This is a genomic window from Microcoleus sp. Aus8_D2 (assembly GCF_036702665.1).
Taxonomy (GTDB): Bacteria; Cyanobacteriota; Cyanobacteriia; order Cyanobacteriales; family Microcoleaceae; genus Microcoleus.
This window is the reverse complement of record NZ_JAUBUN010000007.1, coordinates 138,716-152,058: the sequence shown is the minus strand read 5'-3', so window position 1 is coordinate 152,058 and position 13,343 is coordinate 138,716. Positions and strand designations below refer to the sequence as shown.

Annotated in this window: 11 protein-coding genes and 1 pseudogene; 6 read left to right on the top strand and 6 right to left on the bottom strand. The window is 45.4% G+C overall.

What is annotated here, in order from left to right; all coding sequences use genetic code 11:
• Positions 1–138: 138 nt before the first annotated feature.
• The 3 genes and pseudogenes from QUB64_RS08020 (at position 139) to QUB64_RS08010 (ending at position 3,089) form a co-directional block, all read left to right on the top strand.
• Complete coding sequence (locus QUB64_RS08020) at positions 139–543, top strand: hypothetical protein (protein ID WP_333269210.1); 405 nt, start codon at positions 139–141, stop codon at positions 541–543.
• Between the two features lie 161 nt (positions 544–704).
• Positions 705–1,851 (top strand): annotated as a pseudogene (locus tag QUB64_RS08015) (ISAs1 family transposase).
• 563 nt (positions 1,852–2,414) lie between these two features.
• Complete coding sequence (locus tag QUB64_RS08010; protein WP_333269209.1) at positions 2,415–3,089, top strand: alpha/beta hydrolase; 675 nt, start codon at positions 2,415–2,417, stop codon at positions 3,087–3,089.
• 273 nt (positions 3,090–3,362) lie between these two features.
• Here QUB64_RS08010 and QUB64_RS08005 read toward each other — a convergent pair whose 3' ends face one another.
• Positions 3,363–3,827, bottom strand: a complete 465-nt coding sequence (locus tag QUB64_RS08005; protein WP_333269208.1) for an SRPBCC family protein — start codon at positions 3,825–3,827, stop codon at positions 3,363–3,365.
• 148 nt (positions 3,828–3,975) lie between these two features.
• Between QUB64_RS08005 and QUB64_RS08000 the strand changes: the two genes are divergently transcribed.
• Positions 3,976–5,193, top strand: coding sequence for an RNA-guided endonuclease InsQ/TnpB family protein (locus tag QUB64_RS08000; RefSeq protein WP_333269207.1), 1,218 nt, complete (start codon positions 3,976–3,978; stop codon positions 5,191–5,193).
• 85 nt (positions 5,194–5,278) lie between these two features.
• Positions 5,279–6,958 carry a mechanosensitive ion channel gene (locus QUB64_RS07995; RefSeq protein ID WP_333269206.1) on the top strand — a complete coding sequence of 560 codons (1,680 nt, stop codon included), beginning with the start codon at positions 5,279–5,281 and terminating at the stop codon, positions 6,956–6,958.
• Between the two features lie 192 nt (positions 6,959–7,150).
• On the opposite strand, the gene QUB64_RS07990 is transcribed toward QUB64_RS07995, so the two are convergent.
• Both QUB64_RS07990 and QUB64_RS07985 read right to left on the bottom strand, forming a co-directional pair.
• Positions 7,151–9,760, bottom strand: a complete 2,610-nt coding sequence (locus QUB64_RS07990; RefSeq protein ID WP_333269205.1) for a polynucleotide kinase-phosphatase — start codon at positions 9,758–9,760, stop codon at positions 7,151–7,153.
• Between the two features lie 160 nt (positions 9,761–9,920).
• Positions 9,921–10,505: a TetR/AcrR family transcriptional regulator gene (locus tag QUB64_RS07985; RefSeq protein ID WP_333325363.1), complete on the bottom strand. Its 585-nt coding sequence runs from the start codon at positions 10,503–10,505 to the stop codon at positions 9,921–9,923.
• Between the two features lie 47 nt (positions 10,506–10,552).
• Between QUB64_RS07985 and QUB64_RS07980 the strand changes: the two genes are divergently transcribed.
• Entirely contained in the window at positions 10,553–11,053 is a 501-nt protein-coding gene (locus QUB64_RS07980) for a hypothetical protein (RefSeq protein WP_333269203.1), read from the top strand.
• Positions 11,054–11,203: 150 nt separating this feature from the next.
• Here the strand turns inward: QUB64_RS07980 and QUB64_RS07975 are convergent, their stop codons facing one another.
• The 3 genes from QUB64_RS07975 to QUB64_RS07965 all read right to left on the bottom strand — a co-directional run bounded on the left by QUB64_RS07975 (position 11,204) and on the right by QUB64_RS07965 (position 13,242).
• Positions 11,204–11,527: a type II toxin-antitoxin system PemK/MazF family toxin gene (locus tag QUB64_RS07975; protein ID WP_333269202.1), complete on the bottom strand. Its 324-nt coding sequence runs from the start codon at positions 11,525–11,527 to the stop codon at positions 11,204–11,206.
• Positions 11,521–11,781 (bottom strand): AbrB/MazE/SpoVT family DNA-binding domain-containing protein, encoded by a 261-nt coding sequence (locus QUB64_RS07970; protein ID WP_333269201.1) that lies wholly within the window; start codon positions 11,779–11,781, stop codon positions 11,521–11,523. Before QUB64_RS07970 ends, QUB64_RS07975 begins: the two co-directional genes overlap by 7 nt.
• Positions 11,782–11,847: 66 nt before the next feature.
• Positions 11,848–13,242, bottom strand: coding sequence for a 3' terminal RNA ribose 2'-O-methyltransferase Hen1 (locus tag QUB64_RS07965; protein ID WP_333269200.1), 1,395 nt, complete (start codon positions 13,240–13,242; stop codon positions 11,848–11,850).
• Positions 13,243–13,343 lie beyond the last annotated feature (101 nt).

Here is a 13,343-nt window from a genome sequence, read left to right as displayed (position 1 = left end):
TCCGAGCCTTCATAAAAACTATGCCTTAAGAAGAATACTTTCGTCAATTTTAAAGGGTAAGCTCATAACAAAATTACATTCATCCTGTGGCTTAGTAAAAATTATAATTCTCAAAAAATAGTGAACAAAGGAGCTCTAATGAAAACAAAAACAGGGCTGTGGATTGACCATAAAAAAGCTAGTATCCTGGCTATTACTGAGAAAGGAGAAGAGAAAAAAGAGATAGTATCGGATGTAGAAAAACAGCTCCGGCGTTCTGGTGATTCACCTCTTGAGGGTAACTACGAATCATCTCAAGTACCCGCAGACGATCGCCGCCAGAGAGCTTTTACCGGACAACTCAATACTTACTACGATGAGGTGATTGCGTATATGCGTGATGCAGAGTATATTCTGATATTTGGCCCTGGTGAGGCAAAGGATGAATTGAAAAAACGTCTTGAATCAAATAACCTCGGTGGACGTATCGTCGGTATTGAGACAGTTGACAAGATGACGGATAATCAGATCGCGGCAAAGATTCGACACCACTTTGCCGAGTAGCGATCAGCAGCCAAAACAGCGCAAATCAGTTGACTAAATCCCAAAAATCAAACCGATTAATCCCCAACTCAGGGCGAACGCATCTAAACTTTATGTTAACAGAAACTGGTATATTGGAGAAGAATTATTGAGTACAAAACATTTAATTAGAGTTTACTATTATGAAACTCAAACCTAAAATCACCATTGTTGACCATTTTTTTGACTGAGAAGATCCAAGAAGAGAGCGGACTTGCACATCATCAATTAATTGATATTATCACCCTCTCAATTTGTGCCGTGATTTACGGTGCTGATACATGGGTGGATATCGAAAGTTACGGGCGAGCTAAATACGAATGGTTAAATAAAATTTTATAATTGCCGAATGGCATACCTTCACCTGACACAATTGCGCGAGTATTTTCTGGCCTAAAACCGGAGCAATTTCAGAATTTTTTTTGAGTGGGATTCAATCTATTAGTTGCTTCAAGGAGAGGAGAAGTAATCGCAATTGATGGCAAAAATCTTCGCCATTATTACGCTCGGGGAGTAGATAAAAAAGCAATTCATATGGTCAGTGCTTGGGCGACCAGTCAAAGATTAGTTTTAGGACAAGTTAAGGTTGATAAAAAGTATAATTAGATCGCAGCTATTCCGGCTTTACTCAAAGTATTAGAATTAAATGGAAGCATTGTCACCAAGCCATGCCATGGGCTGTCAGAGGTCAATTGTGAAGTCAATTGTCGAACAAGGAGTAGATTACGTAATCACCTTAAAAAAGAACCAACCATCCCTGTATGCCAGAGTAGAAGAGTTGTTTAAACAAGCAATTAGACAAGGATTTTCGGGATTTACACATACAGCTTATTCAACCCAAAAAGAGAACAATCACGGTCGCTCAGAAATCCGACATCACAACCATGTTAAGTGATATCAAAGAGCTAATTGACCCCGACAATAAATGGGAGAAACTTCACCATCGAGGAATGATAGAATCCGTGCGAATAGTGAAGGGAAAAATAACTATTGAAACTCGTTATTACATTAGTAGCTTACCAAATAATGCTCTCTCATCTTGGTGAATCAGTCCGCAGCCATTGGGGGATGAAAAATTCTTTATATTGGGTATTAGATGTAGGTTTCCGTGAAGATGATTGTCGGAGCAGAAAAGATAATGCTCCGCATAATTTTGCTATTCTTAGACACATCTCTCTCAATCTTTTGAATCAAGAAAAAACTTCAAAAACCGGAGCAAAGAATAAGCGACTTCGAGCCTGGTGGGATGATGACTATTTGACTAAAATTCTCGCTGTTTCAGTTAACTAAATTCTCACAAACAACTCATTGCTAACTATTATACAACTGGTAAACAGTGGTTGTAAGATTTTTATTGTCTCAAAAATGGCAGCAAGTATAAACCACCATTAATCAGTTCCTCTTTTCTTACAAAAGTCATTACAAAGTGTGTCTATAGCTTCTAAGAATGGTGAATTTATCTTAAAATATACTCACCACTGATGAACGGTGTTCAATAAGATGCGTTCCCCCTGGGGGCTTCCGGCGTTAAGCTAAACTTAAATTCGCGATCGCTAGTCAAGCTTGCAGCTATTGGCTCGCACAACATCACACGTGAAAGCTACACTCAATAAACTGCTGCCCGACGGCAAAATGTCGCTTTTATAAGTTTTGCAAAGCTATATAAAATTGTCAAAAATCAGAGTGTAACATATAAATTATCAATTAACACCTATCTTTTGATAGGTTCAATTGGTTTGACATGACTGTATAATACCTAGGTCATTTACGGAACTCCTGAATCCACTTTCCCGACTGATACCTGCGCATTCGATCGAACGAAAAAGTATTTTGACGTAAAGAGGCATAAACTCATGAACTTTAAGTTTCAACAAGGTTATTTCCACGGAATGCAACCGCAGTCAGCCCATTTAGCCAAAAGAATCTCAAAGTCTTTATCATTAGGTTTGGCGCTTTTGGTGGGAACAAGTACAGTATTGCTGAGCAGTGGCAAAGCCTTTGCATTAGACAATGTTACCGTAAAATACGGTGCTGTTGACGTAACTTTACCCATGAGCGATTTGCAAAGCTTTGCACAAACCGGCAAAGCATCATCTCAACTGCAAAGCGTTTTGAGTCTTGCGAAACAAACTCCCGAATCGGTGCGCGAAATATTAACGCGAGAAGTGGCTTTAGATCCCCAAATAGTTTCGCGGCTGGCAAATACTTATTTTGGGGAAATTGTTTTCAAACAATTGGGCGAGGTTGCTTATACCCCGGCAACAAAGGCACAAAGCGCGCCGGCACTGCGCGATGCTTTAGTCGCAGCTTCCAAAGATGGCAAACTATCCCTGATAGAAGTGATGCAAAATTACAGCCCTCCTGCGTTAGAAGTGGACGGCAATCAAGCGATCGCTATCTACCAGCGAGTAATTAAAGATGTCCAAGATTTGCAAGCTATGTATCAGAATTCCCCGGGTTTGCAAAGTACGGCTGGTCAAGCAAGACAAATGATTTGTCAGCCCAACTCATCGGGAAGTGCGAAATAAATAACTGAAGTTGCTCTTAATTGGGAATTGGTCATGGGGCATGGGGCATGGGGTATTGGGAATGGGGAATGGGGCATGGGGCATGGGGCATTGATAATTGGTGCTTTTTTTCCATTAGCTCTTAGTTTTCAGTTATTGCCCATTACTAATTACCAATTACCAATTACCAATTACCAATTCCCTGTTTGGCCTATTCCGTGTTTGGCCAATTCCCCATTCCCAATTCCCAATTCCCTGTTTGGCCAATGCCCAATTCCCCATTCCCATTACCCATTACACCTTACCAATTTCTTGAGATAATTGCTCGGCTACCCGTTTGAGCCGGCGGAGTTGGCTTTTCATGTCTTTCTGCGTCCAAGGGGCTGCAAATTGATTGAAACCAAATCTAATTAAAGGATTGGGAATTTGAAATTCAAAGCGGTTAATCAAGAGAGTTCCTTGGATTTGGGGCTGGCATTCCCAGCGATCGCATCCTTTGAAATATCCGTCAAACCCCCACACAATTAAACCGGGTTGTCGCTCCAACACCACACTCTCTAAAGTGGGTTGCAAAACGGGAATTTTTATGATAAATAAGCTGCGACTTCCTACAGCAGTATCCCATTCGCCCTGGGGATCGCAGCGCAGCATGGGATTGAGCCATTTGTGCATTAAAGTGCGATCGACTATACAGCGCTCCACCAACGTAGCAGCAGCGCGAATTTCAATGGATTGCTCGAAAACTTGACGAATTGACATAGAAACCTGCAACAAGGAGGGTATTATAAAACTTTGCTTACTTTATAGTCATTTATTTAGTTGTAGCGTCAATTTTTCCCGAAATTAAAAGATTGACACACTGCTAAATACAGTGTATCATCTTGAAATAACAGTATATATACCGATTATGCAGTTAGTCGAAAGGCACGTCATCAAACCAAATCATAGGTTTTATCGAGAAGCCGATCGACTGTCATGGCTGTGCAAAAATCTTTACAACTCGGCTAACTACATCTACCGTCAAAACTTTTTCGCCAACCAACAAACAAACGCTCTGGCTGTTTATCACGCCCTCAAAGCCAGCGAGGACTACAAAGCACTGCCCGCTAAGGTAGCGCAAACCACCCTAGGTTTAGTGCTCAAAGCATGGACTAGCTACCATCTCGTCGTGCGAAACTATCAGGAAGACCCAACTAAATTTAAAGCCGCACCCAAAATCCCTTATTATCAAGGTTCAAGAGAGCGAAAAAGAGCAGACGGGCGCTATGTAGTTGTATTTAATTGTCAAGCTGTCAGCAAAAGAGCCTTAAAAAAAGGATATGCTCGTCCCTCTGGGACTAATATTTGGTTGCCCTCAAAAGTGACCTCGATTCTGGAAATCCGGATTGTTCCCAAGGTGGGTTGTTATATTGTCGAGGTCGTTTATGAAAAGTTAGAACAGCCTTTACAAGTCAATCAGAGAGTAAGTGCCATAGATTTAGGATTAAACAATCTGGCAACATTAACCTACAATGTGGCTGGGTTAGTACCAAAAATCTACGACGGACGGGCGATTAAGTCTACCAACCAATACTGCAATCGGGTTTCATCGACATTGAAACCATTGTTGCCTGCCGCACAAAAAAACAGTAAAAAACTTGTCAAATTGTGGCACAAGCGTAACTGCAAAGTGGATTATTACCTCCACACAACGAGTTCGGCAATTATTAAAGAACTCGTCAATCATCAAATTTGGTTGCTGGTTGTAGGCTGGAACCAAGATTTTAAAGATGGGATTAATCCGGGTGTGGTTGACGATCGAAAGTTGGCCAGCATTCCCCATCGGCGGTTCGTGCAAATGTTGCAGTACAAAGGACAACTTGCCGGAATTAAAGTGGTGTTAGTAGAGGAGAGTTACACATCGATCTGTTCTGCCTTGGATTTGGAAGCAATTAAACAAAAATCTGAGTACATTGGCTGTAGAGTAAAAAGGGGATTGTTCAGAACCCAAAGCGGACAACTCATAAATGCCGATGTCAACGGTTCTTTGAATATTGGCAGAAAAGCAGTCGGAGATGGGTTTATCCCAAATTCGATAGAGGGTTTTGTAGTTAACCCAGTACGGTTAAAAGCGTACAAACATTGAATGTAGGCGATGTCTAGATTTGGTGGAACTATTCTGAAAGTTTCGTCTTCTCCCAGTCAAAATCTGACGTTAACCTGAGAAAAAAATGAATGAAACTTGGCAAGAAATAACTCAACCGATATCGATCCCAATAGCGGTGTTGTCCGATCGCCTTTTGGCACAGGCCCCGCCAGGCTCGAATCCGTTGGTAGATGCCCAAAACGGAATTAACAATCTATTTCAAGGCTCGACAAGCGTTGAAAATCTCGTCTGGGCGATCGGCATCCTGCTAATTGGCTTGATAGTATCAGCCGTCGTCTCATCTATAGTCGGGGGATTGCTCAAGAAAACGACGATCGACAACCGACTGGCTGCTTGGATTACCGGGCGCCCGGAAGGAGCAGGATCGCCGCAAGTGGAAAAATGGATTTCCGGTGCGGTATTCTGGATCATTTTTATCTTTTTCCTAGTTGCCTTTTTCAACAGGCTGAATCTCACGGCTGTCTCGCAACCGCTCAATACATTTCTCAATCAAATTGCTGGTGCTTTGCCGAAGTTAGCCAAAGCCCTGATTTTCTTGGGGATTGCTTGGGTGTTGGCGACAGTTGCCAAATTGGCTCTATCGCGGGCGATGCGGACTTTTGGCGTAGACGAGCGCTTGAACCAGCAGGTGGGTACTGCACCCAGCGAGACTCCTTTGCTGCTGAGCGATACTCTCGCGAATGCGCTGTATTGGTTCATTTTTCTGCTGTTTTTGCCGTTGGTTCTCGAATCGCTGGATTTACAGCAGGCTCTGCTGCCAGTGAATAATTTGCTGAACCAAATTTTGGCGGCAATTCCGAAGATTTTGGAAGCGGTGCTGATTGGGTTTGTCGGCTGGCTGCTGGCTCAAGTTGTGCAGCGGATTGTGACGAATCTGCTGGCTGCTGCTGGCGCGGACAGTTTGGGCGCTCGCTTTGGTATTTCCCGGAGCTCGGGCGGACAATCGCTGTCGTGGATTATCGGCACAATTGTCTATGTGTTGATTTTGATTCCCACGGCGATCGCAGCTTTGAACGCTTTGGACATCCAGGCGATTTCCTTGCCGGCGATCGCGATGCTGAACACGATTCTGGGCGCGCTTCCCAACATTTTTACAGCAGCGATAATTCTCGCGGTTGCTTACTTTTTGGGGCGCTGGATCGGCGATTTGGTGACGAATATCTTCACGGGAATTGGCTTTAACAATGTCTTTTCTTGGTTGGGAATGCAGCCGAAACAGCCGCTGCGGCTACCGCCGAGTTCGATCGATCCTGACGCCACGATTCTTCAAGAACCGGATGTTCCGACTCGCACGCCTTCGGAGTTTGTGGGAATTTTGGTGCAAGTGGGTATTATCCTGTTTGCTGTGGTGGCGGCTACCGACGTGCTGCGGATTCCAGCGCTGACTGCGATCGTTAGCGGTATTGTGCTGGTTGCAGGTAGGGTTTTGTCTGGTTTGGTGGTATTTGCGATCGGCTTGTATTTGGCGAATCTGGCCTTTGGTTTAATTGCCAGCTCTGGAACTCGTCAAGCGCGACTGTTGGGCCAAACGGCTCGGATCGCGGTGATTGCTTTTGTTGGAGCCTTAGCGCTGCAACAGATGGGCATTGGCAGCGATATTGTGAATTTGGCTTTCGGGCTGCTGCTCGGGGCGATCGCCGTTGGGATTGCTCTGGCTTTTGGTTTGGGCGGGCGCGAGATTGCGGCCGACGAACTTCGCGGATGGCTGGCGTCATTTAAACAAGATAAGACGCCACGTTTGTAAGTCTAAAAAATGGCGTTTGTCAAGGACAAACGCCATTTTTTTATGCTTAATTTAAGTTCGTAGTGAGGACTTCAGTCCTCTGATTTTGATGAGGACTGAAGTCCTCACTACGAACTTTCCATATTTAAGTTCGTAGTGAGGACTTCAGTCCTCTGATTTTTATGAGGACTGAAGTCCTCACTACGAACCAAATTACAATCTCGGATCGACAGGTTCGCTCTCCATCGCTAAAACTCCGAAAACGCACTCATGAACTTGTCTCAACGGAGCACGCGCAACAAATCTATCCAAGGCTTCTACACCGAGAGCAAACTCTCGCAAAGCTAAAGAACGCTTCCCGGAAAGCCCGCGCGATCGCAATTTGTCTAAATGCTCCGGCAAAGAATATTCCAGGCCGTAAATAATTCGCAAATACTCTTTACCGCGACATTTGATCGCAGGCTGTACGAGTCCTTTGCTATTTTTTACAATAAATTCCATCGGTTTAACCACCATCCCTTCTCCCCCGGCATCAGTCATTTTTTCCCACCATTGAATCCCTGCGAATTGACTGTCAAGATCGGCAATTCTAACTACTTTGTATTGAGTAGCTAACAGCAATTCTAGGTCAAAATTACAGATTTCTGCTATCTGTTCCATGTGCCAGCAGTGATTCTGATCGGTGTGAACATTTCCCTCGGTTGCCAAGATGTGGAAAGGCGCTAACTTGAGGTCGGAGATGGATTTTACGGGCCAGCAGTAGCGCTGGTAGGCATTGACATAGCGATCGGCTAAATCGGCTCGTTCCCGGTAGCTAGCCAGCAAAGAATCAACCTCAACTCCCCGCTGTTTCGCCTGTTCTAGCTGCTGAATCGCCTCTGCAAACCCGTGACGGGATGCGGTTCCCACGGCAGCATATTGTTCTTGCAATAAACCTTGAGCTTTGGCAGACCAAGGCATTAATTCGCAGTCCAAACACACCCAATCTGTTTTAAACTTACCCCAAAAATTGCTGGCAGAAAGAGCGCGATTTACCCGCGTTAAAAACTCTGTTTCTAAGGTAGAATTATCGAAGAAATGCCGTCCTGTACGGGTGTAGCAAATGCCAATGCTGTTGTTAAAAATCCCAAATCGCCGTTTAGCCGCCGATTCATCGCGGCAAACAATGACAACTGCACGGGAACCCATGTGCTTTTCTTCGCAGACAACTGTCGATACGCCTTGTTGTTGGTAGTAGTTAAATGCTTCGGCTGGATGTTCTAAAAGTCCGGGTTCTTGGGAGGTAGCAGCGGGAGACATGGTGGGTGGTAAGTAAATCAGCCATTTGGGATTGGCTGCAAATCTGCTCATTACTTCCAAGGCGGCGAGCGCATTTTCTTCGCGAATTGCTATGTTACGTTGCAGGCGAGTTGAAATAATGCGTTTCCCAAGTACGTCGGAAATGTCGAGCACGTCATCAAACTGCTGTTGGGCGGTGAGATTCGGTGTGTCGAAACTGTCAAGTGGAGTTGAAGTGGATGGAAAGGCGATCGGTTTGGCAGGTTCGCAGTAAATCATCGCCGCCGGAACGCTGACAAATTCTCTTTCAGGATACCGCAAAGCTGTTAGTTTGCCGCCGAAAACACAGCCCGTGTCAATATCAACAGTATTGTTCAACCATTCTGTTTCGGGAATGGGCGTATGTCCGTAAACAACAGCAGCTTGACCTCGATATTCGGCGGCCCAATTGTAGCGGACTGGTAAGCCGAATTCATCGATTTCGCCTGTGGTTTCTCCGTACAATGCGAAATCTCGAACGCGGGCGGATGCGCGTCCCTGCAATTCTGCTTTCATTCCGGCGTGGGCGACTACTAATTTGCCGCCGTCGAGGACGTAATGTCCGATTAAACTATCTAGAAATTGGCTAATTTGTGCGATCGCAGATTCGCGCGATTCATCGGGTAAAGCTGCAATTTCTGCTAAGGTTTGTTCGAGTCCGTGGTTGATTTTGACATTTTTGCCGCTGAGTTTTCGCAGCAATTTGATATCGTGATTTCCGGGGACGCACAATGCTGTTGATGCGACTACCATGTTGCGGACGAGTTTGAGGGTGTCGAGAATGCGCGGGCCTCGATCGACCAAATCGCCCAAAAACACTGCTTTACGCCCTTCTGGATGCGCGTAGGTGGGATAATCCCAAAAGCCAGATGCGCTGGATGCTTCGACAATTTGATAGCCCAACTGTTGCAGCAATTGTGACAATTCGCCGCAGCATCCGTGAACGTCGCCGATGATGTCAAAGGGGCCTGTGTCGTGTTTGCGGTTGTTCCACAGCGGTTGTCTCTCGATTTGGGCTGCTGCGATGTCTTCTGGGGAACGGAGGATGTGAACGTAGCGGAAGCCTTCGCGATCGAGATTTCGGAGCGATCGTCTTAAACTTTGAACGTGGCGGCGAATGACATGATTCCCAAAGTTGCGGTTTGGACGTTGTTGATTGCGATCGGCGCACAATTTCTCCGGCAAATCTAGCACGATCGCCACTAAAAAGCAATGGTATTTTCGGGCTAATTCTAATAAAGGTTTGCGGCTTTCTGGCTGAACGTTCGTAGCATCAATCACAGTTAATTTACCCGCAGCCAAACGTTTAGCAGCGATCAAATGCAATACTTCAAAAGCATCAGCGGTGGCCGCTTGATTATTTTCGTCATCGGAAACCAAGCCGCGACAGTAATCCGATGAAATGATTTCTGTCGGTTGGAAATGCTGGCGCGCAAACGTGGATTTGCCGGAACCGGATGCACCGATGAGCAGGACTAAAGATAGTTCGGGAATGGTAATTTTCATCGTTTAATAATATTATTCAGATTTTTTACTCGTTACTAGGCTCTGCCTAGTAACGCATATCCAGAGGCTCTGCCTCTCTTTTTCATGGAAGCTAGCGAGGCAGAGCCTCGCTTACATGGGTTCCCAGGCAAAGCCTGGGAACCAGTTATGAGTTATTAAGTTAAGGTTTTTTAAGAAGCAGATCGATGGCGCTGCGAACGTATGTTTCCCAGCGTTCATTTGTAGGTTCAAAAATTAATGCATAAAGCATGATTCCACTCATTATATCAAATATTAAGCCTGGGTCTAAATCTGCTGGAATTTCATTTCTCGCTTTGGCTCGATCGATGACAACAGAAAACCCTTGCCGTCGAGGTTGCAAGTATTTTACCCAGTAGATCCGAGCAAACTGAGAATTGCTTGATGCACTGCTGACGATCGTAGCAACAGTTTGTCGCCCCAATGGATTTAGCGTAATTTGGGCGGCACTTTTAATTAGTGCATCCAGATCGCCCCAGAGATTGCCCGTGTCCGGAATTTCCACCTCTTGTCTAATACTTTCAATTGCGTCGGCAACCAATTCTTCTTTGCCAGTATACCGCCGGTAGATAGTGGTCTTGCCAACACCCGCACGGGCGGCGATCGCCTCAATACTCAGGGCATCAAAACCGACTGCTGCCAGCAATTCCAATGTTGCTCGCAGCATAGCTTGGTGAGATTTGACGCTGCGGGGTCTTCCCGGCGGCTTTTTGTTGTTATCCGTCATGAATGCTATCATATATTACGAAACACGAGCGTATCGAAATTAAGATTATGAGCCAGCGCCCCCACTACACAGACAAAAACAGCACCCAGACTCTTCGGCAAGGATTAGAACAATACTATGCTGTGAATCCCACTGTCACCGATCCCAGAGAATTGCCTCCAGAATTTGCCAAAATTTTGCTCGCACACGATGTCACCCACATCATTCTTGGCTGCGACACAGATATGTATGACGAAATCAAATTATTACCTCTGTGTTTCTGGACAAGTGACTATAAGTTCAGAGATTATTTGAGTACAGTCAAAGATCCGACAATTAGCCCTGCCATCCGCATCATGTATGACGACTTAATCAAGCAGCATGGAGTGCTTTGGTTGTACGGTTCAATTTTAGTGGTATTGCCGCGATTATTACCAGAATTGATTGTGATGTGGTTCAAAACTCGCGGTGTTCGGAAGTATTATCCATTTTTTGATTGGGAACCTCTGTTTGATATTTCTCTGTTAGAACTTCGGCAAGAGTTTGACTTGTTGCCTTTCATACAATGATCGGTGTATTTTCACCTGGTGAATATTGCCATTTGCGTAGGCGAACCCACTTCTAAATCCTCCGTTCCAACCGATTCATGGAAGTTTGCGAGGCAGAGCCTCTGGGCGTGGGTTTCCAGGCACAGCCTGGAAGTTAAATCAGTTAAAATATTATTCAGCAAACATCTGTGCCAGAATATCTAAAACTGCTTTTTGTTCGTCAGCACCGATTTGACCGAGATATTTAACTAATCTATTTTTGTCAACAGTCCGAATTTGATCGAGGACGATTTGCCCATCTTTGCCTTGAAACTGGCAAACTATGCGGCTGGGATATTGTTGCCCCTTTGTTGTCATTGGAGCAATGATGACAGTGGCAATGCGCTGGTTCATCTCATCTGGTGAAATTACTAAACAAGGCCGAGTTTTCTGAATTTCACTGCCAACAGTGGGGTCGAGATTAACGAGAAAAACATCAAAACGTTTGATTACCATTCCCATTCAACCTCATCCCATTCAGTAGTCGTGAAATCATCAAGCAGGATATCATCATGTTGTTCGGCCATTTTGGCGAACGCTTCATCCCAACCTGTTCGTGGTTTTAGCGCTGCTCGAATGACAATCCGATCGCCCTCAACTTCGATTTCTACTTCTTCGCAAATACCAATCTGCTCTAATAAAGATTTGGGAATGCGAATTCCCTGAAAATTACCAATTTTAACGATGCGGGTTTGGATAGATTTACTCATAGCTGAAGCCTGCATTTTTCCAAGTATAACTAAATTGTAAGGACAAACAGAGTGTAGATATTATTTTCACCGGGTGAATAGTGCCATTTGCGTAGGCGAACCCACCTCTAAATCCTCCGATCCAACCCCTCGAAACTCCACTCCAAAACCAAACCGTTCAGCAACCCCATGCGCCCAAGCCTGAAACTCCGCACGCGTCCACTCAAAACGGTGATCGCGGTGGCGAAATTTACCCGCCGGCAAGTTTTCAAACCGAACATTGTACTCAACATTGGGAGTTGTGACGATCGCCAATTTCGGCCGCACAAACTCAAACAAAACCCGTTCAAAAGCAGCCAACCGTTCTAAATCCAAGTGTTCCATCACTTCGATCGCCGTTGCTGCGTCAAAATCCGTCAAGCGGCTGTCTCGATAGATCAGGGAACTTTGGATCAATTGTAAGCGAGATTGCTGTGCGGGAGAAAAGCGATCGACCTGCAATCGTTCCTTGGCGATTTCCAAAGCCCGATAGGAAACATCGACTCCGGTAATTTGGGCGATCGCACTTTCGGCTAAAAGCAATCGTAGCAGTTTTCCCTCACCGCAGCCCAAATCTACCACTCGCTGAGCGCCGCTGGCTTTTAAAACCTCCATCACAGCTTCTAAACGCTGTTCGTTGAGGCTAATTCGCTGTTCTAAAACTTCCTCTTCCGAAGCACGAACAACTGCGAGATCCTCCGGATCTATATTATCTTCTTCTGCTAATTGTGCCACAGCAAGGCGCGTCAAACGGCGCTGTCGTTTCAAATAGCGATTAGCAATTTGTTCGCGGGCGGGATGCGAGTTCAACCAACCTTCGCCGTGACGCAATAACTTCTCGATTTCATCATCACCAACCCAATAATGTTTATCGTCATCCAACACAGGAATTAGCACATAAAGATGACTCAACAAATCTGCCAACCGCAGTGAATTTTGCAATTCCACAGCAAAATAATGACTCGCACCCCATTCGGGAAATTGTTCGTCAAGAATCAGAGGTTTTGCTGCGACTTGATAGCCCAGCGGCTCAAACATTTGGCGCAGGAACTTCTCGCCGCCGCGACAGGGCAAAACCGGCAGCTTAACAGTCAGCGGAATGGCAGTTTCTGCGAGTTCTGGGCGGTCTTTGCAGCGCCCGGATAGGGCTGTACGGAAGACCTGGGCGAGGGCGACACTGAGAAAGGAAGAGGCTGCGTAGGGGCGATCGTTGACGTATTGTTCCAAAGGGCGATCGCCCGATTTCGACTTACCGCGCACCAAAGCCACCGGATCGACATCTAACAGCAAAGCCGCCGTACACCTTTCTGCATTGGCTTCAGGATAAAACACGCTGGCTTGTCCGAAAGTCATCGGAAAGCATTGAAGGCGATCGGGATGTTTGTGTAGCAAATAGCCCAAATCCGTAGCAGGAACGCGAGTTGTGGAGATAGTTAATAACATCGATATCTACATTCCAAATGAAGTTGCTCCGAAGGTTCGTAGTGAGGACTTCAGTCCTTCTTCTTCAAGACTAAATTCCTCACTAATAAAGGTTCGTAGTG

Bases quoted from the DNA above. Each gene is read 5' to 3' on its own strand.
- QUB64_RS08020 (WP_333269210.1), top strand. From the start codon at position 139: ATGAAAACAAAAACAGGGCTGTGGATTGACCATAAAAAAGCTAGTATC.
- QUB64_RS08010 (WP_333269209.1), top strand. From the start codon at position 2,415: ATGAACTTTAAGTTTCAACAAGGTTATTTCCACGGAATGCAACCGCAG.
- QUB64_RS08005 (WP_333269208.1), bottom strand. From the start codon at position 3,827: ATGTCAATTCGTCAAGTTTTCGAGCAATCCATTGAAATTCGCGCTGCT.
- QUB64_RS08000 (WP_333269207.1), top strand. From the start codon at position 3,976: ATGCAGTTAGTCGAAAGGCACGTCATCAAACCAAATCATAGGTTTTAT.
- QUB64_RS07995 (WP_333269206.1), top strand. From the start codon at position 5,279: ATGAATGAAACTTGGCAAGAAATAACTCAACCGATATCGATCCCAATA.
- QUB64_RS07990 (WP_333269205.1), bottom strand. From the start codon at position 9,760: ATGAAAATTACCATTCCCGAACTATCTTTAGTCCTGCTCATCGGTGCA.
- QUB64_RS07985 (WP_333325363.1), bottom strand. From the start codon at position 10,505: ATGACGGATAACAACAAAAAGCCGCCGGGAAGACCCCGCAGCGTCAAA.
- QUB64_RS07980 (WP_333269203.1), top strand. From the start codon at position 10,553: ATGAGCCAGCGCCCCCACTACACAGACAAAAACAGCACCCAGACTCTT.
- QUB64_RS07975 (WP_333269202.1), bottom strand. From the start codon at position 11,527: ATGGTAATCAAACGTTTTGATGTTTTTCTCGTTAATCTCGACCCCACT.
- QUB64_RS07970 (WP_333269201.1), bottom strand. From the start codon at position 11,781: ATGAGTAAATCTATCCAAACCCGCATCGTTAAAATTGGTAATTTTCAG.
- QUB64_RS07965 (WP_333269200.1), bottom strand. From the start codon at position 13,242: ATGTTATTAACTATCTCCACAACTCGCGTTCCTGCTACGGATTTGGGC.